This is a genomic window from Streptomyces sp. NC-S4, from assembly GCF_054353315.1.
In genome coordinates, this window is record NZ_CM135937.1 from 1,975,512 (window position 1) to 2,002,355 (window position 26,844).

The 26,844-nt window shown below is 73.6% G+C and carries 23 protein-coding genes and 7 tRNA genes; 15 read left to right on the forward strand and 15 right to left on the reverse strand.

Translation table 11 applies throughout. The features are described from left to right. Positions 1 to 41: 41 nt before the first annotated feature. Together ACXNSR_RS08380 and ACXNSR_RS08385 are read left to right on the forward strand one after the other, a co-directional pair. The gene (locus tag ACXNSR_RS08380) at positions 42 to 1,721 is read left to right on the forward strand and encodes a hypothetical protein (protein WP_458641502.1); all 1,680 of its coding nucleotides are present in this window, start codon (positions 42 to 44) and stop codon (positions 1,719 to 1,721) included. Positions 1,722 to 1,769: 48 nt separating this feature from the next. Continuing rightward, positions 1,770 to 2,177 carry a DnaJ family domain-containing protein gene (locus ACXNSR_RS08385; RefSeq protein ID WP_458641503.1) on the forward strand — a complete coding sequence of 136 codons (408 nt, stop codon included), beginning with the start codon at positions 1,770 to 1,772 and terminating at the stop codon, positions 2,175 to 2,177. Between the two features lie 46 nt (positions 2,178 to 2,223). Here ACXNSR_RS08385 and ACXNSR_RS08390 read toward each other — a convergent pair whose 3' ends face one another. Then, the gene (locus tag ACXNSR_RS08390) at positions 2,224 to 2,784 is read right to left on the reverse strand and encodes an HIT family protein (RefSeq protein WP_030723580.1); all 561 of its coding nucleotides are present in this window, start codon (positions 2,782 to 2,784) and stop codon (positions 2,224 to 2,226) included. A gap of 81 nt (positions 2,785 to 2,865) precedes the next feature. Beyond that, entirely contained in the window at positions 2,866 to 4,842 is a 1,977-nt protein-coding gene (thrS, locus tag ACXNSR_RS08395) for a threonine--tRNA ligase (RefSeq protein ID WP_458641504.1), read from the reverse strand. A gap of 608 nt (positions 4,843 to 5,450) precedes the next feature. On the opposite strand from thrS, the gene ACXNSR_RS08400 reads away from it, so the two are divergent. Together ACXNSR_RS08400 and ACXNSR_RS08405 are read left to right on the forward strand one after the other, a co-directional pair. Continuing rightward, entirely contained in the window at positions 5,451 to 5,957 is a 507-nt protein-coding gene (locus ACXNSR_RS08400; protein ID WP_458641505.1) for a GNAT family N-acetyltransferase, read from the forward strand. A 10-nt stretch (positions 5,958 to 5,967) separates the two neighbouring features. Further along, positions 5,968 to 6,474: a DUF4232 domain-containing protein gene (locus tag ACXNSR_RS08405; RefSeq protein WP_458641506.1), complete on the forward strand. Its 507-nt coding sequence runs from the start codon at positions 5,968 to 5,970 to the stop codon at positions 6,472 to 6,474. A gap of 22 nt (positions 6,475 to 6,496) precedes the next feature. Here ACXNSR_RS08405 and ACXNSR_RS08410 read toward each other — a convergent pair whose 3' ends face one another. Further along, the gene (locus tag ACXNSR_RS08410) at positions 6,497 to 7,702 is read right to left on the reverse strand and encodes a hypothetical protein (RefSeq protein WP_458641507.1); all 1,206 of its coding nucleotides are present in this window, start codon (positions 7,700 to 7,702) and stop codon (positions 6,497 to 6,499) included. Beyond that, positions 7,702 to 8,280, reverse strand: coding sequence for a DUF4365 domain-containing protein (locus tag ACXNSR_RS08415; RefSeq protein WP_458641508.1), 579 nt, complete (start codon positions 8,278 to 8,280; stop codon positions 7,702 to 7,704). The genes ACXNSR_RS08410 and ACXNSR_RS08415 overlap by 1 nt, the downstream gene beginning before the upstream one ends. A 205-nt stretch (positions 8,281 to 8,485) precedes the next feature. On the opposite strand from ACXNSR_RS08415, the gene ACXNSR_RS08420 reads away from it, so the two are divergent. After that, a complete protein-coding gene (locus ACXNSR_RS08420; protein ID WP_327386373.1) occupies positions 8,486 to 9,211 on the forward strand; it encodes a 3'-5' exonuclease in 726 nt (241 codons plus the stop codon). 53 nt (positions 9,212 to 9,264) lie between these two features. On the opposite strand, the gene ACXNSR_RS08425 is transcribed toward ACXNSR_RS08420, so the two are convergent. Then, positions 9,265 to 9,336 (reverse strand) — tRNA-Val (locus ACXNSR_RS08425). A gap of 151 nt (positions 9,337 to 9,487) precedes the next feature. Between ACXNSR_RS08425 and ACXNSR_RS08430 the strand changes: the two genes are divergently transcribed. Next, positions 9,488 to 11,827, forward strand: coding sequence for an SCO7613 C-terminal domain-containing membrane protein (locus ACXNSR_RS08430; RefSeq protein WP_458641509.1), 2,340 nt, complete (start codon positions 9,488 to 9,490; stop codon positions 11,825 to 11,827). A 51-nt stretch (positions 11,828 to 11,878) separates the two neighbouring features. On the opposite strand, the gene ACXNSR_RS08435 is transcribed toward ACXNSR_RS08430, so the two are convergent. Continuing rightward, a tRNA-Val gene (locus ACXNSR_RS08435) sits at positions 11,879 to 11,950 on the reverse strand. Between the two features lie 46 nt (positions 11,951 to 11,996). Further along, a complete protein-coding gene (locus ACXNSR_RS08440) occupies positions 11,997 to 12,479 on the reverse strand; it encodes a TIGR02611 family protein (protein ID WP_458641510.1) in 483 nt (160 codons plus the stop codon). A 177-nt stretch (positions 12,480 to 12,656) separates the two neighbouring features. On the opposite strand from ACXNSR_RS08440, the gene ACXNSR_RS08445 reads away from it, so the two are divergent. Both ACXNSR_RS08445 and ACXNSR_RS08450 read left to right on the forward strand, forming a co-directional pair. Beyond that, on the forward strand, positions 12,657 to 13,070 hold the full coding sequence (locus ACXNSR_RS08445; RefSeq protein WP_030011909.1) for an SsgA family sporulation/cell division regulator: 414 nt from the start codon (positions 12,657 to 12,659) through the stop codon (positions 13,068 to 13,070). A 201-nt stretch (positions 13,071 to 13,271) separates the two neighbouring features. Next, positions 13,272 to 13,892, forward strand: a complete 621-nt coding sequence (locus ACXNSR_RS08450; RefSeq protein ID WP_458641511.1) for a CGNR zinc finger domain-containing protein — start codon at positions 13,272 to 13,274, stop codon at positions 13,890 to 13,892. 214 nt (positions 13,893 to 14,106) lie between these two features. On the opposite strand, the gene ACXNSR_RS08455 is transcribed toward ACXNSR_RS08450, so the two are convergent. Further along, entirely contained in the window at positions 14,107 to 14,559 is a 453-nt protein-coding gene (locus tag ACXNSR_RS08455) for a hypothetical protein (protein ID WP_458641512.1), read from the reverse strand. Between the two features lie 202 nt (positions 14,560 to 14,761). On the opposite strand from ACXNSR_RS08455, the gene ACXNSR_RS08460 reads away from it, so the two are divergent. Beyond that, positions 14,762 to 15,256 (forward strand): DsbA family protein, encoded by a 495-nt coding sequence (locus ACXNSR_RS08460; protein ID WP_458641513.1) that lies wholly within the window; start codon positions 14,762 to 14,764, stop codon positions 15,254 to 15,256. Here the strand turns inward: ACXNSR_RS08460 and ACXNSR_RS08465 are convergent. The 3 genes from ACXNSR_RS08465 to ACXNSR_RS08475 are packed head-to-tail and all read right to left on the reverse strand — an operon-like array spanning position 15,253 to position 18,041. After that, complete coding sequence (locus tag ACXNSR_RS08465; RefSeq protein WP_458641514.1) at positions 15,253 to 16,077, reverse strand: GNAT family N-acetyltransferase; 825 nt, start codon at positions 16,075 to 16,077, stop codon at positions 15,253 to 15,255. The two genes, ACXNSR_RS08460 and ACXNSR_RS08465, sit on opposite strands and share 4 nt — an antisense overlap. A 60-nt stretch (positions 16,078 to 16,137) precedes the next feature. After that, on the reverse strand, positions 16,138 to 16,959 hold the full coding sequence (locus ACXNSR_RS08470) for an aminotransferase class IV (RefSeq protein ID WP_458641515.1): 822 nt from the start codon (positions 16,957 to 16,959) through the stop codon (positions 16,138 to 16,140). Beyond that, entirely contained in the window at positions 16,956 to 18,041 is a 1,086-nt protein-coding gene (locus ACXNSR_RS08475) for a chorismate-binding protein (protein ID WP_458641516.1), read from the reverse strand. The genes ACXNSR_RS08470 and ACXNSR_RS08475 overlap by 4 nt, the downstream gene beginning before the upstream one ends. A 180-nt stretch (positions 18,042 to 18,221) precedes the next feature. Between ACXNSR_RS08475 and ACXNSR_RS08480 the strand changes: the two genes are divergently transcribed. From ACXNSR_RS08480 to ACXNSR_RS08500, 5 genes are all read left to right on the forward strand, one after another. Next, positions 18,222 to 18,294: transfer RNA gene (locus tag ACXNSR_RS08480), tRNA-Gly, on the forward strand. A gap of 39 nt (positions 18,295 to 18,333) precedes the next feature. Continuing rightward, positions 18,334 to 18,407: transfer RNA gene (locus ACXNSR_RS08485), tRNA-Cys, on the forward strand. 1 nt (position 18,408) lies between these two features. Further along, positions 18,409 to 18,480: transfer RNA gene (locus ACXNSR_RS08490), tRNA-Val, on the forward strand. 19 nt (positions 18,481 to 18,499) lie between these two features. Then, a tRNA-Val gene (locus ACXNSR_RS08495) sits at positions 18,500 to 18,571 on the forward strand. Positions 18,572 to 18,623: 52 nt separating this feature from the next. After that, positions 18,624 to 18,698: transfer RNA gene (locus ACXNSR_RS08500), tRNA-Val, on the forward strand. A 206-nt stretch (positions 18,699 to 18,904) separates the two neighbouring features. Here ACXNSR_RS08500 and ACXNSR_RS08505 read toward each other — a convergent pair. Beyond that, positions 18,905 to 19,114, reverse strand: a complete 210-nt coding sequence (locus ACXNSR_RS08505; protein ID WP_375137948.1) for a hypothetical protein — start codon at positions 19,112 to 19,114, stop codon at positions 18,905 to 18,907. Positions 19,115 to 19,641: 527 nt separating this feature from the next. On the opposite strand from ACXNSR_RS08505, the gene ACXNSR_RS08510 reads away from it, so the two are divergent. Beyond that, positions 19,642 to 20,856 (forward strand): serine/threonine-protein kinase, encoded by a 1,215-nt coding sequence (locus ACXNSR_RS08510; protein WP_458641517.1) that lies wholly within the window; start codon positions 19,642 to 19,644, stop codon positions 20,854 to 20,856. Positions 20,857 to 20,871: 15 nt separating this feature from the next. On the opposite strand, the gene ACXNSR_RS08515 is transcribed toward ACXNSR_RS08510, so the two are convergent. The 3 genes from ACXNSR_RS08515 to cobT all read right to left on the reverse strand — a co-directional run bounded on the left by ACXNSR_RS08515 (position 20,872) and on the right by cobT (position 26,636). After that, on the reverse strand, positions 20,872 to 21,687 hold the full coding sequence (locus ACXNSR_RS08515) for a TrmH family RNA methyltransferase (protein ID WP_458641518.1): 816 nt from the start codon (positions 21,685 to 21,687) through the stop codon (positions 20,872 to 20,874). A 42-nt stretch (positions 21,688 to 21,729) separates the two neighbouring features. Beyond that, positions 21,730 to 22,974 (reverse strand): uroporphyrinogen-III C-methyltransferase, encoded by a 1,245-nt coding sequence (gene cobA / locus ACXNSR_RS08520; RefSeq protein WP_458641519.1) that lies wholly within the window; start codon positions 22,972 to 22,974, stop codon positions 21,730 to 21,732. A gap of 452 nt (positions 22,975 to 23,426) precedes the next feature. Then, a complete protein-coding gene (gene cobT / locus ACXNSR_RS08525; RefSeq protein WP_458641520.1) occupies positions 23,427 to 26,636 on the reverse strand; it encodes a nicotinate-nucleotide--dimethylbenzimidazole phosphoribosyltransferase in 3,210 nt (1,069 codons plus the stop codon). Positions 26,637 to 26,844: the final 208 nt, after the last annotated feature.

Genomic DNA, 26,844 nt, shown 5'->3' on the forward strand with positions numbered 1-26,844 from the left:
ATAGGCTCTTCGGCGCACCAAAAGAGCAGGAACGCACAGCGATGGGGGCAGCGGTGGCGGACGACGGATTCGACTTCAGGCCCGGAGCACAGGTTCCGCTGCAGGGCGGCGGCGGGCAGACGGCGGCGACCAACGCCCTCGCCTCGGCCGCGTACCGGGACGGCGGCAAGGACAGCAAGCTCGAGAAGATACTCACCGCCAACAGCGAGAACCACCCGGCGACGGTCAAACCGCCGAAGATCTCCCTCTTCGAACCGAGCCTCGGCGAGGCCTTCTGCCGGGCCGTGGAGGCCCGCGCCCTCGGTCCGGACCGCAAGCCCCTCATCCAGTCGTTCGGCGCCGATCCGCAGACGGTGGTCGAGCACTGCCTGGCGGCTTCGCACATCCGCAAGGAGCGCGACCGCAGGCTCCGGCTGATCATGCTGGTCTGCGGTGTGCTGTTCCTGCCCGGCCTGCTGCTGTGGCTCGGGCTCTTCCAGCTCCGCAAGACCCTGGCCGCCAAGGAGGGCAAGCACAGCTCCTGGATCGGCACCGCGGTCCTGGTCGGCATCGGCGCCGTGGCGGCCGTGCTGATGTTCAAGCTGCCGCTGACCGGCTTCCTCGGCCTGTACGCCCGCGGCATGATCATCGCCCCGGCCCTGGGCTGGCTGCTCGCCCGCCGCACCTGCGAGGCCACCGCCCGGGACCTGCGCGCCCGCTGGGACGGGCTGCTGTCGGGCGGCGGGGTCGGCGCCAAGATCCCCGAGGCCGTGCCGGGCAACCCGGACGAGAAGGCCCGCGAGGACCTGCGCCACCAGCTCGCCAAGCTCACCGCGGAGGACCACAGCAACCAGGTCTTCTACGCGGGCCCCAAGGGGATCCTGGGCATGGGCACCCGCTGGGGCAGCTGGCAGATGGCCGAGGAGCTGGCCCCCCGGAGCGAGGGCATGGAGATCCACCCCTTCCGCAGCTGGGACGTCATACGCGGGATCGACGCCCAGCTGCGCAAGCTGGAGCGGGGTCCCCTGCACACCGGCGGTTTCCCGCCCGCCGCGATCCAGCACTGGATCGTCACCCCGATCGGCGAGGGCGCCGCCGAGGTGGCCCGCCCCACCGGCGAGAACGTGGACGCCTTCCTGATCAAGCCGCACGAGATCACCCGGATCTGCAACGAGCAGCAGTTCAGCGCCGGGAACCGGCACTACCTGGGCATCCAGTACCCGCTCTGGGACGGCCAGCTGGTCATCAACATGCTGGTCACGGTCACCGTGCTCTACAAGACGCTGCGCGTGGACGTCACGGCGCACGCCCTGGGCCCCGTACACGGGCTGTTCACCACCAAGTCCGCGGCGCCGACCGTGGAGGTGCCCAAGAGCGTCCGCTTCTGGGAGACCGTGGAGCGCCCGCTGCCGCTGGTGGACGCGCAGGAGGTGGTACGCCTCGCCGTGCGGGCCCCGCTGACCTGGTACCCGCCGCTCCTGGAGTTCTTCGGCGGCAAGCTGGTCCTGCCCGAGCCCTTCGGCCTGCGCCACGTCTGGGCGAGCTCGATGTGGCGGCACCGGTTCATGGCGGACGACGCCCTGCGCACGGTGGCGCCGGTCCTGCGGTCGATCCACGCGGCGACCTTCAAGGTGCTGGAGGAGAACGGCGTCGACACCGAGCGCTTCACCAACCGCTCCTCGATCATGAGCGGGCTCATCCAGGAGCCGTCCCCGCGCAAGGCCGACGTCTACGACGCGTGACGCACGGGGCGCGTGATTAGGCTGGAGTGACGGCCGAGGAGGGACACCATGACCGAGCGCAAACCACCGGGTGTCGACGTCGAGTCCTGGGTGGACCGGCAGATCCGGGAGGCGACCGAGCGGGGCGAGTTCGAGAACCTGCCGGGCCGGGGGAAGCCGCTGGCCTCGCTGGACGCGCCCTACGACGAGCTGTGGTGGATCAGGGGCAAGATGCACCGAGAGGGCTTCGCCGTCCTGCCGCCGGCCCTCGCGCTGCGCAAGGAGGCCGAGGACGCCGTGGAGAAGGTCCGGGCGGCCCGCTCCGAACGCCAGGTGCGGGAGGTCCTCACGGAGATCAACGAGAAGATCGCGGCGGCCCTGCGCATGCCCCCGCCGGGCCCGCCCCTGGGCCTGACGGAGTTCGACGTCGAGGCCGAGGTGGAGACCTGGCGCCGGGGCCGCCCGGACCGGGGCTGAGCGGACCCGGCCGGGCCGGGCCCGTCCTGGCCCGAGCCGGCAGCCGTCAGTCGACGGGCCAGGCGTCGGCGAGCATCTGGCGGGTGTCCGCCAGGAGTTGGGGCAGCACCTTGGTGTGGCCCACGACCGGCATGAAGTTCGTGTCCCCGCCCCAGCGGGGCACGATGTGCTGGTGCAGGTGCGCGGCGATGCCGGCGCCCGCGGCCGCACCCTGGTTCATGCCGATGTTGAATCCGTGCGCGCCGGAAGCCTTGCGCAGCGCGATCATCGCCCGCTTGGTGAGGTCGGCGAGCTCGGCCGTCTCCGGCCCGTCCAGCTCGGTGTAGTCGGCGACGTGCCGGTACGGGACGACCATCAGGTGGCCGCCGTTGTACGGGTAGAGGTTCAGCACCGCGTACACGTGCCGGCCCCGCGCGACGACCAGGCCGTCCTGGTCGGACATGTCCGGAATCCCGCAGAAGGGACAGCCGTCCCCGGCCTCCGGGCCGGTCGGCTTGTTCTCCCCCTGGATGTAGGCCATCCGGTGGGGCGTCCACAGTCGCTGGAACGCGTCCTGCGTGCCCACACCGATCTGCTGCTCCGGCTGAGTCGTCATGGCGGCAAGCATATGACCTTGGCCTGTCGTACGAAGAAGGCCCCCGGAAAGTGATCACTTTCCGGGGGCCTGCCGGGCGGACGGGTCCGGGGATCAGACCTGGACGCGGTCCGCGACGACCTTGGCCAGCTTGGCCAGCGCCTCGTCCTTGGCGATGCCGTTCTCCTGCGAACCGTCGCGGTAGCGGAAGGAGACGGTGCCCGCGGCCATGTCCTCGTCACCGACGATGATCATGAACGGGACCTTGAGCTTCTGGTGGTTGCGGATCTTCTTCTGCATGCGGTCGGAGGAGGCGTCCACCTCGACCCGCAGGCCCTGCTTCTTCGCCGCCGCGGCGAACTCCTGCAGGTACTCGACGTGCCCGTCACCGATCGGGATGCCGACCGCCTGGACCGGGGCCAGCCACGGCGGCATGGCGCCCGCGTAGTGCTCCAGCAGCACGGCGAAGAACCGCTCGATCGAACCGAACAGCGCGCGGTGGATCATGACCGGCCGCTGGCGGGAGCCGTCGGGCGCGGTGTACTCCAGGTTGAAGCGCTCCGGCAGGTTGAAGTCGAGCTGCACGGTCGACATCTGCCAGGTGCGGCCGATGGCGTCCTTGCACTGCACCGAGATCTTCGGACCGTAGAAGGCGGCGCCGCCCGGGTCCGGGACCAGCGGGAGGCCCTGCTTCTCGGCGACCTGCGCGAGGACCGCGGTCGCCTCCTCCCAAGCCTCGTCCGAGCCGACGAACTTCTCCGGGTCCTTGGTGGACAGCTCCAGGTAGAAGTCGGTCAGACCGTAGTCGCGCAGCAGGTTGAGCACGAAGGTGAGGGTCGTGTCGAGCTCCTCCGCCATCTGCTCGCGGGTGCAGTAGATGTGCGCGTCGTCCTGGGTGAAGCCGCGGGCACGGGTCAGACCGTGCACGACACCCGACTTCTCGTACCGGTACACGGTGCCGAACTCGAACAGGCGCAGCGGCAGTTCACGGTAGGAGCGGCCGCGCGCGTCGAAGATCAGGTTGTGCATCGGGCAGTTCATGGGCTTGAGGTAGTAGTCGGTACCACCGTCGAGCTGCATGGGGGGGTACATGCCCTCCGCGTACCAGTCCAGGTGACCGCTCTTCTCGAAGAGGGCGCCCTTGGTGGCGTGCGGGGAGTAGACGAACTCGTAGCCCTCCTCCTCGTGCCGCTTGCGCGAGTAGTCCTCCATCACCCGGCGGATGATGCCGCCGCGCGGGTGGAAGACGGCGAGGCCGGAGCCGATCTCGTCCGGGATGGAGAAGAGGTCGAGCTCGTTGCCGAGCTTGCGGTGGTCGCGCTTCTCGGCCTCGGCGAGGAAGTCGAGGTGGGCCTTCAGCTCTTCCTTCGACGGCCACGCGGTGCCGTAGATGCGCTGGAGCATCGGGTTCTTCTCGCTGCCGCGCCAGTAGGCGGCCGCGTTGCGCATGAGCTTGAACGCCGGGATGTTCCGGGTGGTGGGCAGGTGGGGACCGCGGCAGAGGTCCTTCCAGCACAGGTCGCCGGTCTTCGCGTCCAGGTTGTCGTAGATGGTCAGCTCGCCGCCGCCCACCTCGACGTTCGCGCCGTCGTCGGTGGACGCGGAACCCTTGATGCCGATGAGCTCCAGCTTGTAGGGCTCGTCGGCGAGCTCCTCGCGGGCCGCCTCGTCGGTGACGACGCGGCGCGAGAAGCGCTGGCCGCGCTTCTGGATCTCCTGCATCTTCTTCTCGATGGCCTTCAGGTCCTCCGGGGTGAAGGGCTTGGCCACGTCGAAGTCGTAGTAGAAGCCGTTCTGGACCGGCGGGCCGATGCCGAGCTTGGCCTCGGGGAACAGCTCCTGCACGGCCTGGGCCATGACGTGCGCGGTCGAGTGGCGCAGGATGTTGAGGCCGTCCTCGGAGGAGATCTCCACCGGCTCGACGGTCTCGCCGTCCTGAATCTCGTACGCGAGGTCCTTGAGCTCGCCCGCGATGCGCGCGGCGACGATGGTGCGCTCGCCGGCGAAGAGCTCCGCCGCCGTAGTGCCCGTGGCCACCACGCGCTCGTCCCGCTCGGAATCGCGTTGGATGATCACACGGACGTCTGACACCGGTCTCTCCTGACTCAGGGGGTACGCGGGCGAACGCCGCGCGCCTGAATCGTACCGAGCGGAGTGGCCGCGCCGCGAAACGGTTACCACCCGGGCCCGCCCGACAGGTCCCCCGGACCCCGGCGCCGGATCCGCACGGCCCGTGGGGCGGGGACACTCCGGGATGTCCCCGCAGGCCGAGCGAACCCACCACCGACCAGCCGACCGGTCCGGCCAGGGGTTCGCGAGCCGAGGAGACATCCCGGAGGGGCACCGCCCCACGACAAGGCCACGGCTCCGGGCGGGCCCGCCCGACGGGTCTCCCGGACCCCGGCGCCGGATCCGCACCGCCCCACGACAAAGCCGCGGCTCCGGGCCTGGCCCGCGGCAGGCGGCGGGCGGCACCACCGCCGCGCCGCGAAGCGGAGCCGTGGCTCCGGGGCGGGCAGGCGCAGGCGGGTCCGTGGGGCGGGGTCCCCCCGGGGCGTCTCCTCGGCTCGCGAACCGTTCGCCGGACCGGCCCGCCGCCCGGCGGTGGGTTCGCTCGGCCTGCGGGGACGCCCCGGCGTGCCCCCGCCCCACCCGGAATTCCGGGCCCGTCGGCGGGAGCCGCCGGTAGCGTGGCCCGCATGCCGCAGATACGTACGCTGGACCTCACCGACGACGCCACCGCGGCGGCCGTGCACCGGATCGGGCGGGCCGCATACGCGGTGGAGGCGGAGCTGATCGGCTTCGACGGCATCCCGGCGCTGGGCGAGAGCCTCGCCGAGATGAGGGCCCTGCCGCTGAACTGGGTCGGCGCGTTGTCGGGGGACGGCTCGCTCGACGGCTTCCTCGCCTGGGAGGAGACCGACGGCAGCGTCAGCCTCGACCGGCTGTGCGTGGACCCGGGACGGTTCCGCCGCGGCGTCGCCTCGCTGTTGCTGCGCCACGCCCTGGACGAGCTGTTCCCCGGCCGTCCGGTCGAGGTCACCACGGGCGCGGCGAACGCCCCCGCCGTGGCCCTGTACGAACGGGCGGGCTTCACCCGCGGCCCCGATTTCTCGCCCGTCCCGGGTCTGACCATGGCCTCCTTCGGCCGGGCCGCCTCCGCCACCTCGTGCGAAGGTGGAAGGGGATCTTCCGGCCAAGGGTGAGGAGACGCCCATGCGAGGCACGAGGAAGACGGCGGTCCTGACGGCCGCGACGGCTCTGCTGGCCGGCGGCCTGCTGGCCGGCTCACCGACGGTGGCCACGGCGGCGCCCGCCGCCCCGTGCACCGGGGACCAGCTCCTGGTCACCCGCGCGGATCGGCCCGACACCACGCACGTGCGGCTCACGGTGGTCAACGAAGGCGCGGCCTGTCAGCTGCGGGGCTTCCCGACGGTCGCTCTGGCCGGCCAGGGGTCTCCGGACCGGAACAGGCCGTTGCGCGTCGTCCCCGTGGGTGAGGCCCGTCCCGTGCCGGTGTCCGCGGGCGGCAGCGCCTCGGCGGTCCTGACCTTCACCCCGGTCCTCGGCGAGGCGGACGGCTACTGCGCCTCCGGCGCCGATCCGACCGTCGCCCCCTCGCTGGTGATCGGCGTCGCGGGCATGGGCTTCCAGGTGGCTCCCTCCGACGGCGGCCGGTTCGCCCTGTGCGGCGACACCGTCCGCGCCACCGCCTTCCGCTGACTCCCGGCAGGGAAGAGACGCCCTAGTCGTCGGACGGCAGCACGTCCTCCGGGTCGAAGGCCGCGTCCAGGGACTTCATCAGCCGGTCCCGTTCGACCTCGTCCATCGGTACCGGCGTCACGTCCGCCGCGTCCGACAGCCGCCGGAAGCCGCCGCGGCGTTGCAGCCGGCCCGTGACCCGGATCGGGAGGCCCACCAGGTGGGCGTGCCCGGCCGTACGGTACGCCTCCTCGTCCAGCCGCATCCGGACGTACGGGACCTCCGCCCCGGCCAGCACCCGTAGCCGGACCGTGCCCCCTCCCCCGGCGGCCTTGCGCCGCATCCGCACCACGGCCCCGGCGAGCCGGACCGGTACGGCGGGTTCCGCGCGGGTGTAGCGGGCCGCGGCCTCGCGCAGCACGGGCAGGTCGCCCGGGGAGAACTCCACCGGCTCGGGGCGGGCCGCGCAGCCCGCCGGGACCCCGGCCGCCGGCGCCCAGGCCAGGGTGATCCGGGCGCCCTCCGAACCGCGGACCAGGGCGATGAGGGCTTCGGCGAGTTCCCGGCTGACCCCGGCGGCCACCGCCGCGTCGAAGGCCTCCATGCCCCCGGTGGCCCGCTGGTAGTCCACCGCCTCGCGGGCCGCGTGCAGGGCGTGGTGCAGCCGGGTCACGGGTCCCCGGCCGCCGTCCACGGGAACGTACGCGGTCAGCCGGCGCCCGCCCGGGGAGGGCCCCACCAGGACCCCGTCCAGGGTGCGCTCGGCCTGCGCCTGGTGCCGGGCCCCGTAGTACCCGGCCCGGGCCCGGTCGGCGAGGGCGCCCGCGAGCAGGAGCCGGCGGGCGGCCGAGCGCAGCTGTTCCTGCACGGGCCAGGACGCTTCGCCCCGGTACTCGTGGGGCCCCTCCGGGATCTCCCGCTCCCAGCGGATCTCGTCGCTGGGCACGCTCAGCCCGAGGAGCACTTCGCGCGCCGAGGGCAGGCCGCCGTGCGCGAGGGCGGTGAGCGCCTCGTCCAGCAGGTCCGCGCAGTCGGGGAAGGCGCGGCTCTCCGGGACGAGCAGGCTGGTGCCCGAGCGGCCGGGCGGGGTCCAGCGGCCGTACCGGCCGGCCGCGCCGCCGCGCCGCAGCCATCCGTGCCGGTGCAGCAGCGCTCCCAGTACCTGCGGGTCGACCTGCGCGGGATCGGGGCCGCCCGGGGCGTACCGCGGGGACGGGATTGGTTCGAGGTGCGGTGAGTGCAGGTTCATCAGGGTGTCCCTCCCGACCCGACCCGGGTCATGATCTCGCACAGCGCACGGTCGTCGAAGATCCGCGCGGTCGGGATCCGTACGGTGGTGCGGCGCCGGCCGGTCACGGGGTGTCCGGCGAGGTTGGTCCAGTAGCAGCAGTGCCTCAGGTCGAGCCGGTCGTGTCCGGCGGAGAGCCACTGCTCGCGCTCCCTCGGTACGAGCATCACGACGAGGATCTTGTGGACGGCGACGGGCGTCCGGGCCAGCTTCACCAGGTGCTCGTTGTCGAGGGTGAACCCGAAGGTGGCCCCGGCCGGCCGCGGCGGTATCTGGTAGGTCGCCTTGAGCTGCACCTTGATGGTGACCTCGTCGTCGACGACGTGTTCGGGCGCCCCGTGGGAGACGTGCCAGTCGATGCCGTTGTCGGGGAAGGGCTGGGAGAGCGAGCACCCGGCGGCGGCCGCGACGGCGTGCAGGTATCCCACCTGGAGGGTCTCCATGCAGGCGGTGGTGGCGAGCGTGCCGCGCAGGGCTCCGGTCCGCGGACCTGTCCCCTCGTGCAGCACCCCGCCCGGTTCGGGCTGTGTGAGCGCCATGGCGCCGGCTCCCCCATGCCTTGCGGGCTCTGCCGCGAGCGGTGCGGGGTGACGACCGGTCATACGTACGGTCCCCCAGGGAAGTTGTCTCCGTACCCGACTGCCCGCAAACGGCGTACGGGGCAAACAGCCCGGGTATCACCGATGCGGCGGGGGTCGTGTGTCCAGGAAGCTCCACCCGCCGCTCGGGGACGAGGAGTTCGCCATGACACGCTGGTACGAGGGCCCGCTGGCCGCATTCGACACGGAGACCACCGGGGTGGACGTCGAGCAGGACCGGATCGTGTCCGCCGCGCTCATCGTCCAGGAGTGTGCGGGCGGCCGGGTCCGCAGCACGCGCTGGCTGGTCAATCCCGGTATCCCGGTGCCCCCGGGCGCTACGGAAGTGCACGGGCTGACCGACGAGCACCTGCAGCGTCACGGGCGCTGGCCCGCGCCGGTGGTGGAGGAGATAGCCCGGGCGCTCGGGGAGCAGCAGGTGGCGGGCCGGCCGGTGGTGGTGATGAACGCGCCGTTCGACCTGACGCTGCTGGACCGGGAGTTGCGCCGGCACCGGGCGTCCTCGCTGTCCCGCTACCTGGACGACCGGCCGCTGACGGTGCTGGACCCCCGTGTGCTGGACAAGCACCTGGACCGGTACCGCAAGGGCCGCCGGACGCTGACGGACCTGTGCGCGCACTACGGGATCGAGCTGGAGGGCGCGCACGACGCGGCGGCGGACGCGATGGCCTCGCTGGAGCTCGTCCGGGCGGTGGGGCGGCGGTTCGCGGCCCGGCTGGAGCGGCTGACGCCGGCCGAGCTGCACACGCTGCAGGCGGTGTGGCACGCGGCGCAGGCGCGCGGTCTGCAGGCGTGGTTCGCGCGGCAGGGGACGCCGGAGCCGGTGGATCCGCACTGGCCGCTGCGGCCGGACCTGTCGACGGCGGCGTAGGGGCCCGGACATGCGGAAGGCCGGTCCGTCAGTGACGGACCGGCCTGTCCCGGTGGGCGATACTGGGATCGAACCAGTGACCCCTTCGGTGTGAACGAAGTGCTCTCCCGCTGAGCTAATCGCCCGGGAACGGACTGAACAATACAGAAGGCTCGGGGCTGGTTCAAACCGCTTCTCCCGCCAGGGCCCCCGGGGAGTACGTCAGGTACCTACTCAGGGCACATCTGAGTACGCACGCCCATGTCCTGACTGCGTGACCGCCGCCACACTCCGGATATGAACACGCCTCTGCCGCCCGCCGAAGAGCTGGCGCTCATCGACCGCGAGCTGGCCCAACTCGATGCCCGGCGGCTGTATTTGCTGGGCCGCCGGGACTGGCTGCTGCGCCTGCTGCTCCAGCCCGGCGGCGCGCCCGCCCCGGTCCGCTGGGGCCAGGCCGTGCCCGCCGGCCCCGCGGGGGCCTCGAAGGAGGCCTCCGCACCGAGCGCGCAGAACGTGCTGCTCACCCTGGGCGCGGTGCTGCTGGCGGTCGCGGCGCTCGCGTTCACGCTGGTCAGCTGGGGGTCCATGGGGATCGCCGGGCGCTCGGCGGTGCTCGCCGCGGTGACGGCGGCGGCGCTGGGCACGCCCGTGCTCCTGCTGCACCGCGGGCTGCGTTCGACGGCGGAGTCGGTCGCGGCGGTCGGTCTGCTGCTGACGGTGCTCGACGCGTACGCGCTGTACGCGGTCGGCATGCCGGACGCGAACGGCACCGGTTACGCGGCGGGGGCGGCCGCCGTGCTGGCGGCCGTGTGGGCCGGCTACGGCTCGGGGCTGCGGAAGCTGCGGCTCCCGCTGCCGGCCGCGGTGCTGGCGGCGCAGTTCGCGCTGCCGCTGGCCGCGCTGGCCGCACGGCCCGGCCCGGAGGCGCTCGGCTGGGCGCTGCTGGCGACGGCTGCGCTGGACGCGGCGCTCGCCCTGCGGGTCGGGGCGGCGGCGGTGCCGGCGGCCGTGACGGGCGCGGGCGCGCTGCTGATCGGGGTGGCCCAGTCGTGGTCGGCCGGGTCCGCGGCACAGGCCCTGGCCCCGGCGGCGCTGCTGCTGGCCTGCGCGGCCCTCGGGGTGGCGGCGGCCTGGCGGGAGCCGCGCGCCTCGGCCGCGGCGCTGGCGGGCGCCCTGGCGGCGGTGGCCGGTCTGGGCGGGGTGGTCCGGCCGGTCCTGGACCCGGCGTGGACGGTGCCGGCGCACCTGCTCCTGGCGCTGCCGCTGCTGGCGGCGGTACGGGCCTCCGCGCTCCCGGCGGCGGTCCGTCGCGGGTCGGCCCGGGCCGGGGCCGCGGTGGCGTCGCTGGCGGCGCTGGCGGCGGGTGCTGCGGTGGCCGCGGCCCTGGTGGCCGGGGTCCGGGTGCTGGGCGAGGTGTGGGCGGCGACGACCCCGGAGCGGGACCCGTACGGCGCGGGGGGCGCTGCCGTGCTGACCCTGCTGATCGCGGCCGGGGCGGCCGGGTGGCTCGGGCGGGCGCTGTCCCGGCCGGAGCCGTTGGTCGTGGCGGTGCCCCTGGCCTGGGCGGGGCTGTTCACGGCTCCGGTGCTGCTCGGGTTCCCGGTGGCGGCGGTGTTCGCCGCGCAGCTCGCGGTGACGGGGGCGGCGGGTGTCCTCGCCCTGCGCTCCCCGGCGCGCGGGACGCGGATCGCGGCCGTGGTGTGCGCGCTGACGGGTGCCGCGAGCGTGTCCCTGGGCGCGCTGGACGGCAGGGTGGCGACCTTCGCGGTCTGGGGGCTGCTGGGCGCGGGCTGCGCGGCGGCAGCGGCGTACGGGGCGGCTCCGCGCCCGGTCCGGTCCGGAGCGGCCGTGTCCGCCGTCGGGTACGCCACCGGCGTCCTGGTGGCGGCGGGAGCGGTGTCGGACCTGGCGGTGGCCTGGTGGGCGCTGCCGGTGCTCGCGGTCCCGGCGCTGGCGGCGGTCCTCGGGCCGCGGCTGGGCGGGGTCCGGCTGCCCGTCGAGATCGCGGCGGCGGTGGCGGGCGTACTGGCGCTGGGCCTGTCGGCCGGCCGGGCCGGGACCCTGGCACTGGTCCTGGCGCTGGCCGGGGTGGTCTGCGCGGGCGCCGCGGTGCGGCCGGAGCGGCGGGTCCTGGGCTGGGCGGCGGGGGCTCTGTTCGCGGCGGCGACCTGGGTGCGGCTGGCCGAGGCCGGGGTGAGCGCCCCGGAGGCCTACGCGCTGCCGGTGACGGTGCCCGCCCTGGCGGTGGGTCTGCTGCGGCGGCGCCGGGACCCGGGGGCCTCGTCCTGGACGGCGTACGGCCCGGGCCTGGCGGCGACGCTCGTGCCGAGCCTGCTGGCGGCCTGGGGGGACGCGGGCTGGCTGCGGCCGCTGCTGCTGGGGGCGGCCGCGCTGGTGGTGACCCTGCTGGGCGCCCGGCGGCGGCTCCAGGCTCCGCTCCTGCTCGGCGGGGCCGTGCTGGCGGCGGTGGCGCTGCACGAGCTGGCCCCGTACGTGGTGCAGGTCGCGGGTGCGCTCCCGCGCTGGGTGCCGCCGGCCCTGGCGGGCCTGCTGCTGCTGGCGGTGGGGGCGACGTACGAGCGGCGGCTGCGCGACGCCCGCCGGCTGCGGGCCGCGATCGGCCGGCTGCGCTAGGGAAACGCCAGAGGCCCGGAGACGGTGAAGTCTCCGGGCCTCTGGTCCGGGTGGGCGATACTGGGTTCGAACCAGTGACCCCTTCGGTGTGAACGAAGTGCTCTCCCACTGAGCTAATCGCCCGGACGCACCGCAAACATTACCGCATGTCAGCGGTGCTCCTTGACCATCACTGGTCCTTGAGGCTCCAGGGCATGACGAGCCCGTACTTCCAGAGGTAGAAACCGATCAGCGCGCCCGCGATGACGAGGCCCGCGCTGGTCAGGATGATGTTGCGGCGGCGGACCTTCGGGTCGAGCGCCTTCTGTGCGGCCTCGGTGACTTTCCGCTTGGTCCAGCGCAGCACGAGGTGGGCCCAGGCGAACTCGGTGGCCCAGATCGCCAGGCCCGCGAAGATCGCGACCCAGCCGGGGCCGGGCAGCACGAGCATCGCGACACCGGCGACGATCACCGCGAGGCCGACGATGAAGACGCCGACCTGCCAGCTCAGGTGCAGGCTCTTGTTCGACTTGATGAAGGCCGGGGCCTTCGATACGTGCGGCGCCTGCGCGCCGGCCTCCGCGGTGTCGCCCGCGGCCGATCCGGCGGCGGCTTCCGTGGCGGCTTCGTCAGCGGCAGACCCTTGGGTTCCGCGGTCACTCCCCGTATTCATGGAGTCGAATCTACCGGAGCTCGATGCACACGTGAATGCGGGTTTGGATCCGCCGTCCGAGGGACCCAGAGGTCCGCAAAACGGTCAGAGGGGTTTACAACGGCACCGTAGGTGGCATGTCGATTTCGCCGACGTGCGAATCCCCGAGCGCACACTGAGCGAAAGGCCCTGGCGCTTATGAACACCACGGTCAGCTGCGAGCTGCACCTGCGCCTCGTTGTGTCGAGCGAGTCCTCACTGCCTGTTCCCGCGGGCCTGCGGTATGACACGGCCGACCCCTACGCCGTGCACGCCACCTTCCACACCGGCGCCGAGGAGACGGTCGAATGGGTGTTCGCCCGCGACCTCCTCGCGGAGGGCCTCCACCGGCCCACCGGTACCGGCGACGTCCGCGTCTGGCCATCCCGCAGCCACGGTCAGGGCGTCGTCTGCATCGCCCTGAGCTCACCGGAGGGAGAAGCGCTGCTCGAAGCACCCGCCCGAGCACTCGAGTCGTTCCTCAAGCGGACGGACGCCGCGGTTCCACCCGGGACCGAGCACCGGCACTTCGACCTCGACAAGGAGCTCTCCCACATCCTGGCCGAAAGCTGAGCCAGGCCCACAGCCGCTCGACACCGTCCGACTCGGGGCGACGGTGCGGGTCGGCCGACAACCACATACGCAGTGCCGGCGCTGTTCCCGCGGGAGCCACCCGCGAGGACGGCGCCGGTGTGCTTCGACGGGACCCGCTATTGTCGGGCGGCAGCGGCGGCGCCTCCCGTCGTCGCAGGCCCGGCCCCTGAGGGAGACCCCGTGCAGATTCCCCACGACACCCGTCGCGCGCTCGACGTCGTCGTCGCGCTGGTGAACACCGCGGCCGAGGCCGATCAGCCCGACGGGCTGTCGGACATCGGCGCGCTGCGCGGATTCGTCCAGGAGTACTCGATCAGCGACGTCGGCGAGCTCAGCGCCCGCGACCTGGCCGGGGTCCGGACCGTGCGCGGAAAGTTCGCCCAGGTCTTCGCCTCCCCGAACCCGCGTACGGCCTCGATACTGATCAACGAGCTGGTGGCCACGGCCGGCACCACCCCGCAGCTGACCGACCACGACGGCTACGACTGGCACGTGCACTACTTCGCGCCGGGCGCGTCGGTGGGCGACCACCTGGCGGCCGACGGCGGCATGGCACTGGCCTTCATCGTGGTCGCCGGCGAACAGGAACGGCTGCGCCGCTGCGAGGCCCCGGACTGCCGGCGGGCCTTCGTCGACCTGTCCCGCAACCGCTCACGGCGTTACTGCGACAGCCGGACCTGCGGGAACCGGCTGCACGTGGCGGCGTACCGGGCCCGGCGCAAGGAGGCCGACGCGGAGGCGTCAGAGCAGGAACAGATCGTGCACGGCGGCGAGCAGCAGCAGGATGCCGATCACCGCTAGGAAGATCATCAAGGGTGGTTGGGAGAGCGCGAAGAGACAGCCTCGCGGCTCCTCCACTGCAGGGGCGGGTACCGGCGGGTCACCGTGCGATGTGTCGAACATGTCGGGGCGATGATGGCGCAGGGCACCGCCGACCGGCCCTCAACACGCCAACATCCGCGCGGGAGTTCGCTCGATCTTGTGGACGAGGCCCGGTCCGGGCCCCGTCCGGCGTTCAGATCCCGTGCTTCTTGAGAATGGCCTCGATGTCGGAGAAGTCGTCCGCGGGAGCGTCGGACCGGGGCTGCGAACCGGCCCGGGCTGCGCCCAGGGACGGCGCGGAGGCGGCCGGGGCGACGGCTTCGGCGGCCGGGCTCCCCTTGACCTTCTTCTTCGGCTTCCCGGCTTCTGCGGTCTCCCCGGACGCGGTGAGGCCCCGGCGCTCGATGGCGCGGGTGGTCATGAAGAGCAGCCAGGACACCCCCAGCAGCCCGAAGCCGGCCCAGACGGTCGGGTTGAAGACCATCCCGGACACCCACTCCACGAACCCCGTCATCACCAGGGCGACCGGCACGAGCGCGTACGCGGTGATCCGCGCGGCGGCCAGGAAGCGCTTGCGGTAGGCGGTGACCGCGGCGATGCCCAGGCCCGCCACTGACACCGCGGAGCAAATGGTCTCGGCAAGCATGCGGTCCTCCGGACTCTCGGGGGCTCGGCGGTCTGTCCCGCTCCCTCTCCATCCTGCACCGGACGCGGCCGCGGCGGCCAGGTCCGGGGCCCCGCCCGGACGGATCTCCGGGACATCTCCGGGTCGCGTCTCCTCCCCTGGTCCCGCTCCCCCGGCCCGGGTCCCGGTCGGTGGGGCGGGCGGGGGCTGGGAGACTGTCCGTATGACCGATTCCGTGATCCTCGACGTCTGGTGCGAACTGCAGTGCCCGGACTGCCACCGCGCCCTGGACGACGTACGCGCCCTGCGGGCCCGCTACGGCGACCGGCTGGACATCCGGCTGCGCCACTTCCCCCTGGAGAAGCACAAGCACGCCTTCGCCGCGGCCCAGGCCGCCGAGGAGGCCGTCGAACAGGGGCAGGGCTGGCCCTACGCCGAGGCCGTACTGGCGCGGACCGCGGAGCTGGCCGAGCGCGGTGAGCCGGTCCTCCTGGACGTGGCGCGCGAACTGGGGCTCGACGTCGAGGAGTTCGACACCGCCCTGATCGACGGGCGGCACATCCTGATCGTCGACGCCGACCAGGCCGAGGGCAAGGCGATCGGCGTGACCGGCACCCCGACGTACGTGATCGACGGACAGCGCCTCGACGGCGGCAAGAGCCAGGACGGCCTGCGCGCCCGCATCGAGGAGATCGCCGACCGTCTCCTGACGGCCTAGATCAGGTCCTTGGCGTAGTTGAAATTGGTGGGCCGGTAACCGAGGGAGACGTAGAGCCGCAGGGCCGGGGTGTTGTCGGTGAAGACCTGGAGCGCCAGCAGGCGGTGACCGGCGGCGAGGGCGGTGTGCTCGGCGAGCTCCATCAGGTGGCGGCCGTGCCCGCGTCCCCGGTGTTCGGCCCGGACCTCGATGTCGTAGACGTACGAGCCCGTCCCGCGCGGCGCGAGCCACACGTGGCCGACGGGCACCCCGGCGGCCTCCAGGACGACGAAGGAGGCGCCCGGGGTGGCCAGGCCCCGGGGCAGCTGGCTCTCGTGGTCGGCCACCGACTTGGCGCGGGCGGCCTCGGCGGACATGCCGCGGCTGCTCCAGTTCGCGGCGTAGGAATCGACGGCCCGGGCGTACCAGTCCTCGTACTCGGCGTCCGTCATGGAGCGCCCGCGCACCCCCTCGGGGAGGGCGGGCGGCTCGGCCGACAGCTCCTTGGCCATGTTCCGGCTGTACTCCGCGTAGCCGAGGGCCTCGGCCATGCACAGGCCCGCCTCCGAGTCCGCCGGGACCGAGACGCGGACCCGGCGGCAGCCCCAGCCGCGCAGCACTTCCTCGGCGGCGAGCGCGGCCACGGTGGCCCTCCCCCGCCGCCGGTCGCCCTGCTCGACGTCCAGGTCGCGGATCTCGCCGACCGTCGGCCCGAACGGGGTGTCGGAGGCGATCACCAGCGCGCCGACCCGCCTGCTGTTGACCCGGATCTCGTACGGGCGCGAACGCGCGCCCTCCGCCGTGTGCTGGAGCGGCCCGGACGGCCGCAGGGTGGTGGTCATCCCTTGAGTTCTACCCGCCCCGCGGCCGCCGCGACAGTCCTCCTCGCGGCCGGGCACCCGTTACGGGTCGATGTCCGCGGCCGCCTTCACCTCGAAGATCCGCATCACCTCGGCCGTGACCGGTCCGGGGGCGGTCCCCAGCTCGCGGTCGTCGATCCGCAGCACCGCCTGGGCATCGCGCAGCGAGGAGGTCACGAAGACCTCCTCGGCCCGCTCCAGCACCTCGAAGGGCAGGTCGGTCTCCTTGGCGCCGGCCCAGTCGACGATCAGGGCCCGGGTGATGCCCGCCAGGCAGCCGGATTCGAGCGGCGGGGTGTGCAGTTCCCCGTCCACTACGACGAACACGTTGGAGCCGGTGCCCTCGCAGAGCCGGCCGAGGGTGTTGGCGAGGAGCGCCTCGGAGGCCCCGGCCCGGTGCGCGGCGGCGAGCGCGACCACGTTCTCGGCGTACGAGGTGGTCTTCAGCCCGGCCACGGCGGAGCGCTCGTTGCGGACCCAGGGGACCGTGACGACGGCGGTGGTGTCCGGGCGGCGGGGGGAGTCCGCGAGGGCGGCGATCAGGGTGGTCCCGGCGTCCCCGCGGTCGGAGCCGAGCGGGGAGACGCCGCCGGTGTAGGTGATGCGCAGCCGCCCGTGCTCCAGCGGGTTGGCCTCCAGTACGGCGGCGCAGGCACGGCGGACCTCGTCGAGGTCGGGGTCCGGCAGGCCCAGGCCCCGGGCCGAGCGGGTGAGGCGTTCCAGGTGCCGGGTGAGCGCGAAGGCACGGCCGCGCTCCGCCTTGAGCGTCTCGAAGACGCCGTCGCCCACGGTCAGACCGTGGTCGAAGACGGACACCTTCGCGCTGTCCACCTCGGTCAGGGCTCCGTCGAGCCAGATCTTCATGGTGCGGTCCTTCCGATCGTGTCGTTCGTCCCCTGCGTACCACCGCTCACCTCGTGGCCCATGGCCACACGCAGGAGCCGGGCGGCCTTGAGCTCGGTCTCCGCCCACTCGCGGTCGGGGTCGGAGCCCCAGGTGATGCCCGCGCCGGTGCCGAAGAGCAGCCTGGGTCCGCCGACGGCCTCGCGGTCGATCCAGAAGGTACGGATGCCGACGGCGAGCTCGGCGGTGCGCCGGTCCGCGTCGACCCAGCCGATGCCTCCGCAGTAGGGGCCGCGCGGGGCGGTTTCCAGGGCTTCGATGATCCGCAGGGCGGAGGACTTCGGGGCGCCCGTGACGGAACCGGGCGGGAAGGTGGCGGCGAGCAGCTCGGGCCAGCCGGTGCCGTCGGCGAGTTCGCCGCTCACGACGGAGACGAGGTGGACCAGGCCGGGGTGCTCCTCGACGGCGCACAGCTCGGGGACGGCGACGGAGCCCGTGGCGCAGACCCGGCCGAGGTCGTTGCGTACGAGGTCCACGATCATCACGTTCTCGGCGTGGTCCTTGGGGAGCAGGTCGTCGACGGTGCGGCCGGTCCCCTTGATGGGACCGGACTCGATGTGACGGCCGGTGCGGCGCAGGAACAGCTCGGGGGAGGCGGTGGCGATCTCGACGCCGTGGGCGGCCAGGCGAATCGTTCCTGCGAAGGGTGCGGGGTTGCCACGCGCGAGGAGCGCGGTGAGCGCGTCGACATCGGCGCGGTCGGGGTGGGGCAGCGGCGCGGACATCACCCGGCAGAGGTTGGCCTGGTAGACCTCACCGGCGGCGATGTGTTCGCGCACGCGCCGTACGCCGGCCACGTACGCGGCGCGGTCGAGGGAGGAGGTCCACCGGTCGGCGTCGGGACCGCGCCAGGCACCCGGAACGGGCGCGGGGACCGGCTCGCGGCGCACGTCGCCGAAGCGCGCGCAGACGAGCCGCCCCTCGAAGTCGGCGGACACCGCCCAGAAGCCGGTGGAGTCGAGGGCGGCGGGATCGCTGGTGACGTCTCGGAGGTCGGTCGCGAGAAGGCCGCCGAAGCGGGCCATGGGAGGCAGGTCGTGCACGGCTGCGAGTCTATGACCGGTGACGGCACGGCGCCGGTGCGGTGACGGCAGGGTGACCTGTGGTGATCGAGCGGCAGCACGCTGCGGAAACGCGTTTTTGAGCTGGCCCGGTAATCCGCTAGAGTTCAACACGTCGCCAGGGAGCGAAGGGGAAAAACCCCGGAGCGAACACGGTGACCTGCGGACGTAGCTCAGTTGGTAGAGCACCACCTTGCCAAGGTGGATGTCGCGAGTTCGAGTCTCGTCGTCCGCTCGAAGTGGGGGATCTTCCCGAGAACCCCTGCAGCTCCATGGTGGAGTGGCCGAGAGGCGAGGCAACGGCCTGCAAAGCCGTCTACACGGGTTCAAATCCCGTCTCCACCTCCAAGGACGATTAGCTCAGCGGGAGAGCGCTTCCCTGACACGGAAGAGGTCACTGGTTCAATCCCAGTATCGTCCACTGATCCGCAAGGATCCCCGCGCGATTAGCTCAGCGGGAGAGCGCTTCCCTGACACGGAAGAGGTCACTGGTTCAATCCCAGTATCGCGCACGCAGCACCTGCACCACCTTGTTCCACCTGCGGCTTTCGAGCTGCGGAGCCCGCGCGATTAGCTCAGCGGGAGAGCGCTTCCCTGACACGGAAGAGGTCACTGGTTCAATCCCAGTATCGCGCACCACCGGAAAGCCCCGGCCGTTCTCACGGTCGGGGCTTTCGCGTTCCCCCGCCCGAGTGGGCCGCACGAAAAAGGGTGCTGCCCGTCCGACTCCCCAGTCGTACGGGCAGCACCCTTCACCTGCCGTCCGTCCGCCGCGCCCCCGTCCCCACGGGGTGCGACAGGCCGATGTCCCGGTCCGGGCCGCTCTCCCGGACCTGGGGCGCCGCTCAGCGCCCCAGCATCACGCCCACGGACGACGCCTGTGCCGCCAGCTGCTCGAAGCCTCCGAAGAGGAAGAGCAGCAGGGCGGCCAGGGGGAGCACCATGGCCGCGGCCACCAAGGGGTGGCGGGTACCGGACTCGTGGCCGTTGAACGCGAATGCCTTGCGCCCCTGCCGTGCGATGTCCGCCATGGTCCTCTCCCTGTCGTCTGGCAGCGGCGGGCTCGTGACCTCGGGGGACGAGTGCGCCACCCGCCGCTTGTCTTCAACACTAGGCGGGCGGGCGGCCCCTGGCCTCATGCCCTCGTACCCTTTGCCGGGCCTCCGGGAGGATGACGGGGCCGGCCCCGTGTACTCCCCTGGGTGGAGACCGCTCCCCCGTTGTGGGGGTCTTCCCGGAGGGGATGACCGGAGGGTAGTGACTTCGCTCACTTCCGTCACTCCCTGTCGCCGCGTGTCCGCCCACCGGCCGTCGGCAAGATCGACTCGGCCGGGAGCCGCGTACGGGCGCACCGGAGTGGGTCCGGACCTGCTCCTGGGCGCCAATCCCCTTGCAGGAAGGGCTGTTTGGCCGGAAGGGCCACCCCGGGAGTGCTCCCGGACATCAGCGCCGACGCCCCCTCACGTGTGCTGTGGCGCACTGACAACCGAATCCCCCGGCGAGGGCGCGGCCTCTGAGCACGCATGCCGGATGGTCCGTAAGCTGTGCCACGTCAACAGGACGACCGGTCAGCGGGGTGGACATGGCGATGATGCGGCTCCGGCGCGAGGACCCGCGTGTCGTCGGCTCGTTCAGACTGCACCGGCGGCTCGGTGCCGGCGGCATGGGCGTGGTCTACCTGGGATCGGACCGGCGCGGGCAGCGTGTCGCGCTCAAGGTCATCCGGCCGGATCTGGCCGAGGACCAGGAGTTCCGCTCGCGGTTCGCCCGTGAGGTGTCCGCCGCCCGGCGGATCCGGGGCGGGTGCACCGCACGCCTGGTGGCGGCGGACCTGGAGGCCGAACGCCCCTGGTTCGCGACCCAGTACGTGCCCGGTCCCTCGCTGCACGACAAGGTGGCCGAGGAAGGCCCCCTGACGGCCGCACAGATCGCCGCCGTGGGCGCCGCGCTCTCCGAGGGCCTGGTCGCCGTCCACGAGGCGGGGGTCGTCCACCGCGACCTCAAGCCCTCGAACATCCTGCTGTCGCCCAAGGGCCCCCGGATCATCGACTTCGGCATCGCCTGGGCCACCGGGGCGAGCACCCTCACCCATGTGGGTACGGCCGTCGGCTCCCCCGGATTCCTCGCGCCCGAGCAGGTTCGCGGCGCCGCCGTCACCCCGGCCACCGACGTCTTCGCGCTCGGCGCCACCCTGGCCTACGCGGCCACCGCCGACTCGCCCTTCGGGCACGGCAGTTCCGAGGTCATGCTGTACCGCGTGGTGCACGAGGAGCCGCACCTGCAGGGCGTGCCGGACGCCCTGGCTCCCCTGGTACGGGCCTGCCTGGCCAAGGACCCCGAGGAGCGGCCCAGCACCCTCCAGCTGTCGATGCGGCTCAAGGAGATCGCGGCCCGCGAGGCGCAGGGCCTCTCCGACGGACGCCCGCCGGCCCAGCGGGCCCGGGTCGAACGGCCGACGGGACGGCTCCCCGAGGCCGAGCGGATCGGCGGGGCCGAGGAGTACCCCGGCCGGCGTACGGAGCGCCGTACGGGCGGCTCCACCGCGCCCCGGGCCCAGGGCGGGTCCCCGAGCGGTCCGCACTCGCGGCCCTCGTCCTCCCGCAATCCGCAGCACCCCGGCGGCCCGTCCTCCCGGCCGACCTCGGGACGTACGGGCGGCCGCCCCGCCCCCAGGACGACGGGGACGGGACGGCGGCCCTCGCGGCCGGATCCGAAGCTGATGCGGCAGCGGCTGATCGTGTTCGTCGTGGTGACGCTGGTCGTCGCGCTGGGCATCTGGGCGGCCCAGAAGCTGTAGCGCCCGGCCGCCCTGCTACGCGGCGCGGTTCTGGGCCACCGCGTAGAAGGCGACCGCGGCCGCCGCGCCCACGTTCAGCGAGTCCACGCCGTGCGCCATGGGGATGCGGACCCACTCGTCGGCGGCCACCAGCGCGGGCGTGGACAGGCCGTCGCCCTCGGCGCCGAGCATCAGGGCGACCCGTTCCAGGGACTGCGGCGCGGCCACGTCGATCGGCGTGGCCTTCTCGTGCGGGGTGAGGGCGAGCAGCTTGAAGCCCGCCTCGCGCACCGAGTCCAGGCTCTTCGGCCAGGCCTCCAGGCGGGCGTAGGGAACGGAGAACACCGCTCCCATGGAGACCTTCACCGAACGGCGGTAGAGCGGGTCCGCGCAGTCGGGTGACAGCAGCACCGCGTCCATGCCGAGGGCGGCGGCACTGCGGAAGATGGCCCCGATGTTGGTGTGGTCGTTGACCGCTTCCATGACGACGACGCGGCGGGTCGTGGAGAGCAGTTCCTCGGCCGTGGGCAGCGGCTTGCGCTGCATGGAGGCCAGGGCGCCGCGGTGCACGTGGTAGCCGGTGACGCGCTCGGCGAGCTCGGGGCTCACGGCGTAGACCGGTGCCGGGAGTTCGTCGATGACGTCGCGCATGACGTCGACCCACTTGGCGGAGAGCAGCATCGAGCGCATCTCGTACCCGGCGTCCTTGGCGCGTCTGATGACCTTCTCGCCCTCGGCGATGAAAAGGCCCTCCGCGGGCTCGCGCCTGCGCCGGAGTTCGACGTCGGTCAGGCCCGTGTAGTCGCGCAGGCGCGGGTCGTCGGGGTCGTTGACGGTGATGAGATCAGCCACAGGGTGATACTGCCTTGTCCGGGGTGCGGTGCCAACGGCCTGTCAGGCGCCGGTGGCGGGAAGGGTGGGGGCGCCCGGGCCGTTCACGCGGACGACCTCGCCGATGACGATGACGGCCGGCGGGCGGACCTCTTCGGCGCGCACGGTCTCGCCGACCGTTGCCAGGGTGGCGTCCACCCGGCGCTGGGTGGCGGTGGTGCCCTCCTGGATCACCGCGACGGGGGTGTCCGCGGAACGGCCGTGGCGCACCAGCGCCTCGGCGATCAGGCCGATCTTGTCGACGCCCATCAGGATCACCAGGGTGCCGGTGAGCTTGGCGAGGGAGGCCCAGTCCACGAGCGAGCGCGCGTCGTCGGGGCCGACGTGGCCGCTGACCACGGTGAACTCGTGCGCCACACCGCGGTGGGTCACCGGGATGCCGACGGCGCCGGGCACCGAGATGGAACTGGAGATGCCGGGAACGACGGTGCAGGGGATGCCGGCCTCGGCGAGGGCCTGCAGCTCCTCCATGCCACGGCCGAAGACGTACGGGTCCCCGCCCTTGAGCCGGACCACGGCCTTGCCGGCCTTGGCGTGCTCGATCAGGGCGTTGTTGATGGCCTCCTGGGCCATGAACCGGCCGTACGGGATCTTCGCGGCGTCGATGACCTCGACGTGCGGCGGGAGCTCGTCGAGCAGGTCGCGGGGGCCGAGCCGGTCGGCGATGACCACGTCGGCCTCGGCGAGGAGGCGGCGGCCGCGCACGGTGATCAGGTCCGGGTCGCCCGGGCCGCCACCGACGAGGGCCACGCCGGGGGTGGCCCTGTGCCGGTGGGCGGGAGCGGTGAGGGTGCCGTCGCGCAGGCCCTCCACCACGGCGTCACGGACGGCCGCGGAGCGGCGGGGGTCGTTGCCGGTCAGCACGGCGACGGTGACGCCCTCGACACGGCCGGTCGCGGGGGTCCAGGCGGTGGCCGCGGAGGCGTCGTCGGCGCGGACGCACCAGACGCGCTCGCGCTCGGCCTCGGCGGAGGCGCGCTCGTTGTCCTCGCGGTTCTGGGTGGCGATCAGCGCGTACCAGGCGTCGGCGAGGTCACCGTCCTGGTAGCGGCGGCGCTCCCAGCGGATCTCGCCGGTCTCGGCCATGGCGTCCACGGAGGGCGTGGCGGAGGGCGAGATGAGCAGGATGTCGGCGCCGGCCGCGATGAGCGCGGGAAGGCGACGCTGCGCGACCTGTCCGCCGCCGATGACGACGACGCGGCGGCCGGCGAGTCGGAGACCGACGGGGTAGGCGGGGGTTTCGGCCATGACGGTGCGGCTCCTGGTGCGGCGGTCGTTCTGTCGTGCCGCTGCGGCTCTGGAGCGGCGGTGTGCTGACGTGCGGATTCTTGGTGCGGGTCCACCATACGGCGCGGGCCGTCCCGAGGCGCGGACGGGGCTGCGCCTTGCTCCTGCGGAGCTCGGCCGGCCGTCTGTCGTACGTGGGTGCCGGTCACGGATCGGGGCTCCGCCCCGGACCCCGCGCCTCAAACGCCGGCGGGGCTGCGGGCCGGCTTCGCGGTGGGGCGGTGCCCCTCCGGAACGTCTCCTCGGCTCGCGAACCCCGAGCCGGACCGGCCTGCCGACCGGCGGTGGGTTCGCTCGGCCTGCGGGGACGTCCCGGAGTGTCCCCGCCCCACGGCAGACCCGATCGCCGAGCTGAATCAGCCCGGCCGGCGTTCGAGGCCCGGGGTCCGGGGCGGAGCCCCGGAAAACCGGGGCTACTTCTCCGTCACGCCCGCCGAGTCGAACGTCGCGACCTCGTGCATCGCACGGGCCGCGCTCTGGACCAGGGGGAGGGCCAGGAGGGCGCCCGTGCCCTCGCCGAGACGGAGGTCCAGGTCGACCAGCGGGCGCAGGCCCAGCTTGTTGAGCGCCGCGACGTGGCCCGGCTCGGCGCTGCGGTGGCCCGCGATGCAGGCCGACAGGGACTCGGGGGCGATGGCCCGGGCCACCAGGGCGGCGGCTCCGGCGCTGACGCCGTCCAGGATCACCGGGGTGCGCAGCGACGCGCCGCCGAGGAGGAGGCCGACGATGGCCGCGTGCTCCAGGCCGCCGATGGCCGCCAGGACGCCGATCGGGTCCGCCGGGTCGGGCTGGTGGAGCTCCAGGGCACGGCGGACGACCTCGACCTTGCGGGCGTGCGTCTCGTCGTTGATGCCCGTGCCGCGGCCGGTGACCTCGGCCGGGTCGACCCCGGTGAAGACCGAGATCAGGGCCGCCGAGACGGTCGTGTTGGCGATGCCCATCTCGCCGGTGAGGAGGGCCTTGTTGCCCGCGGCGACGAGGTCGCGGGCCGTCTCGATGCCGACCTCGATGGCCGCGACGGCTTCCTCGCGGGTCATCGCCGGGCCGGTGGAGAGGTCGGCGGTGCCGGGGCGGACCTTGCGCGGGAGCAGGCCCGGCGTGGCGGGGAGGTCGCCCGCGACGCCGACGTCGATCACGCAGACCTCGGCGCCGACCTGGTTGGCGAAGGCGTTGCAGACCGCTCCGCCGCCCAGGAAGTTGGCCACCATCTGGGTGGTGACCTCCTGCGGCCACGGGGTGACGCCCTGGGCGTGCACGCCGTGGTCGCCAGCGAAGATCGCGACCGCGGCCGGCTCCGGGATCGGCGGCGGGCAGACCCGGGAGAGGCCGGACAGCTGGGCGGAGATGATCTCCAGCATGCCCAGGGCTCCGGCGGGCTTGGTCATGCGCTTCTGGCGCTCCCAGGCCTCGCCCAGGGCCTTCGCGTCGAGCGGGCGGATGCTGGCGACCGTCTCCGAGAGCAGGTCGTGCGGCTCCTCGCCGGGCAGCGCGCGGCGGCCGTAGGTCTCCTCGTGGACCACCCAGGAGAGCGGGCGGCGCTGCGACCAGCCGGCCTGGGCCAGCTCGGGCTCCTCGGGGAACTCGTCCACGTAGCCGACGCAGAGGTAGGCGACGACTTCGAGGTGCTCGGGCAGGCCCAGCTCGCGGACCATCTCGCGCTCGTCGAAGAAGCTGACCCAGCCGACGCCGAGGCCTTCGGCGCGCGCGGCGAGCCAGAGGTTCTCGACGGCGAGGGCCGAGGAGTACGGGGCCATCTGCGGCTGGGTGTGCCGGCCGAGGGTGTGGCGTCCGCCCCGGGTCGGGTCGGCGGTGACGACGATGTTCACCGGGGTGTCGAGGATGGCCTCGATCTTGAGTTCCTTGAACTGCTTCGCCCGGCCCTTGGGCAGCGACTTCGCGTACGCCTCGCGCTGGCGCTGGGCGAGCTCGTGCATGGTCCGGCGGGTCTCGGCGGAGCGGATGACGACGAAGTCCCAGGGCTGCGAGTGACCGACGCTGGGGGCGGTGTGGGCCGCCTCCAGGACGCGGAGCAGCACCTCGTGCGGGATCGGGTCGGTACGGAAACCCTTGCGGATGTCGCGGCGCTCGCGCATGACGCGCAGGACGGCCTCGCGCTCGGCATCGGCGTAGCCGGGAGCCGGCTCGCCCACGGCGGGCTCGGCGGATTCCGCGGCGGCCGGCTCGGCCGGGACGGCCTCCTCGGGCCGGGGCTCCACGGCCACCGGCTCGGCCTGGGCCACCGGCTCGACCGCGACCGGCTCGGGCTGGGGCACGGACTCGGGTTCGGGCTGCGGCTCCACGGCCGCCGGCTCGGGCACGGACTCGGCCGACGGCTCGGACTCGGGCTGCGGCTCGGCCTCCGGTGCCGGCTGTGCCTCGGCGCCCGGCTCCGGCTGGACCGGCTCGGGCACCACGGCGGCCACCGGCTCGACGGCGGCCACCGGCTCGACGGGGGCGACCGGCTCGGGCTCGGGCTGCGGCTCCACCGCAACCGGCTCGACCGCGATCGGCTCGGCCGGGACCACGGGCTCCGGCTCTGCCGCGGGCTGGACCTCGGCAACGGGCTCCGGCTGGACCGGCTCGGCCACGACGGCCACCACCGGCTCGGGCTGGGCCTGGGGCTCCACGGCCACGGCCTCGGCCGCGACCGGCTCCGGCTCGACGGCGACCGGCTCGACGGCGACCGGTTCCGGCTGGACGGCGACGGGTTCCGGCTGGACGGCGACGGGCTCCGGCTCGACCGCGACGGCCTCCGGCTGCAGCGGCTCGGCGGCCACCGGCTCGGGCTGGACCACCGCTTCCGCGGGCGCCGGGACGGGCTCCGGCTCCACGGGCGGTGCCGCGGCCTCGGCGGGGGCCGGGGCGGGCTCCGCCGCCGGCTCCGGCGTCCAGGGGGCACCGGCCTGCGGCGGGATCTCGCCCAGCTGGACCGCGGGGGCCGGGGCGGCCTCGGCGCGCGGGACGTCCAGGTACTCGGGTCCCGTGGTCGGGGGCCCCGCCTGGCGCAGCGGAACGGGCGCCACCGGGGTGCTCACGGCGGCCATCGGGGCGGCCTGGGCGGGCGCGGCGGCCGGGCCGCGGTCGGCGAGGGAGCGTACGACTCCGCCGTTGGCCTCGGGCATGGGCGGGCCCATGTGCAGGGGGCGCCGGACGGGGGCCGCGGGGGCCGCCGGGGCTACGGGGACCGCCGGGGGCGGCACGACGAGCCCGCCGAGGTCGAGCGCGCCGGAGTCACGGCCGCCCGTCTCGTGCGCGCCCGCGCTGTAGCCGCCGTCGGGGAAGACCGGCGGCGGGAACTCGGTGTACGCGGCCGGGGCCCCGGGGTAGGCGGGCTCGGCGGCGTAGGACGCGTCCGGGTACATCTGCGGCTCGCCGGGCTGGGGCGCGGCGGGGAAGGCGGGGGCCTGCGGGACGACCTGCGGGTCGCTCCAGGCACCCTGGCCGCTCGGCATCAGCAGGAGTTCCTCGTCCTCCGGCTCGGCCGGGTTGTCCATGAGGTCCTGGAAGGCGTAGCCGGCGGGAATCGGTGCCGGGATCTGGACCGGAGCGGGGACGCTCTGCTGATCCACCATGCCCGCGTTGTCCGGGAGACCCTCGCCCGGTACCTGGCCGGTGTCAGTCATGCTTACCCCTCGCCCATCGGTGTTGCCTCTTCGATCGCCCGGTCGCCCACGAGTCCGCCGAGCGGTTTTGCCTGCGGGATTGTGGTGCGACGAGCTCGTCTCGCATACGCCTGCACGACAACCAGTAAGCATTGTCGCGCCCGTCGGCCACCCTGACGGCCATAACCGTCACGGTCCTCTGTGGACTGCGCCACGTCGCGCGTCCCGG

Bases quoted from the DNA above. Each gene is read 5' to 3' on its own strand.
- ACXNSR_RS08380 (WP_458641502.1), top strand. From the start codon at position 42: ATGGGGGCAGCGGTGGCGGACGACGGATTCGACTTCAGGCCCGGAGCA.
- ACXNSR_RS08385 (WP_458641503.1), top strand. From the start codon at position 1,770: ATGACCGAGCGCAAACCACCGGGTGTCGACGTCGAGTCCTGGGTGGAC.
- ACXNSR_RS08390 (WP_030723580.1), bottom strand. From the start codon at position 2,784: ATGCTTGCCGCCATGACGACTCAGCCGGAGCAGCAGATCGGTGTGGGC.
- ACXNSR_RS08400 (WP_458641505.1), top strand. From the start codon at position 5,451: ATGCCGCAGATACGTACGCTGGACCTCACCGACGACGCCACCGCGGCG.
- ACXNSR_RS08405 (WP_458641506.1), top strand. From the start codon at position 5,968: ATGCGAGGCACGAGGAAGACGGCGGTCCTGACGGCCGCGACGGCTCTG.
- ACXNSR_RS08410 (WP_458641507.1), bottom strand. From the start codon at position 7,702: ATGAACCTGCACTCACCGCACCTCGAACCAATCCCGTCCCCGCGGTAC.
- ACXNSR_RS08415 (WP_458641508.1), bottom strand. From the start codon at position 8,280: ATGGCGCTCACACAGCCCGAACCGGGCGGGGTGCTGCACGAGGGGACA.
- ACXNSR_RS08420 (WP_327386373.1), top strand. From the start codon at position 8,486: ATGACACGCTGGTACGAGGGCCCGCTGGCCGCATTCGACACGGAGACC.
- ACXNSR_RS08430 (WP_458641509.1), top strand. From the start codon at position 9,488: ATGAACACGCCTCTGCCGCCCGCCGAAGAGCTGGCGCTCATCGACCGC.
- ACXNSR_RS08440 (WP_458641510.1), bottom strand. From the start codon at position 12,479: ATGAATACGGGGAGTGACCGCGGAACCCAAGGGTCTGCCGCTGACGAA.
- ACXNSR_RS08445 (WP_030011909.1), top strand. From the start codon at position 12,657: ATGAACACCACGGTCAGCTGCGAGCTGCACCTGCGCCTCGTTGTGTCG.
- ACXNSR_RS08455 (WP_458641512.1), bottom strand. From the start codon at position 14,559: ATGCTTGCCGAGACCATTTGCTCCGCGGTGTCAGTGGCGGGCCTGGGC.
- ACXNSR_RS08460 (WP_458641513.1), top strand. From the start codon at position 14,762: ATGACCGATTCCGTGATCCTCGACGTCTGGTGCGAACTGCAGTGCCCG.
- ACXNSR_RS08465 (WP_458641514.1), bottom strand. From the start codon at position 16,077: ATGACCACCACCCTGCGGCCGTCCGGGCCGCTCCAGCACACGGCGGAG.
- ACXNSR_RS08470 (WP_458641515.1), bottom strand. From the start codon at position 16,959: ATGAAGATCTGGCTCGACGGAGCCCTGACCGAGGTGGACAGCGCGAAG.
- ACXNSR_RS08510 (WP_458641517.1), top strand. From the start codon at position 19,642: ATGGCGATGATGCGGCTCCGGCGCGAGGACCCGCGTGTCGTCGGCTCG.
- cobA (WP_458641519.1), bottom strand. From the start codon at position 22,974: ATGGCCGAAACCCCCGCCTACCCCGTCGGTCTCCGACTCGCCGGCCGC.
- cobT (WP_458641520.1), bottom strand. From the start codon at position 26,636: ATGACTGACACCGGCCAGGTACCGGGCGAGGGTCTCCCGGACAACGCG.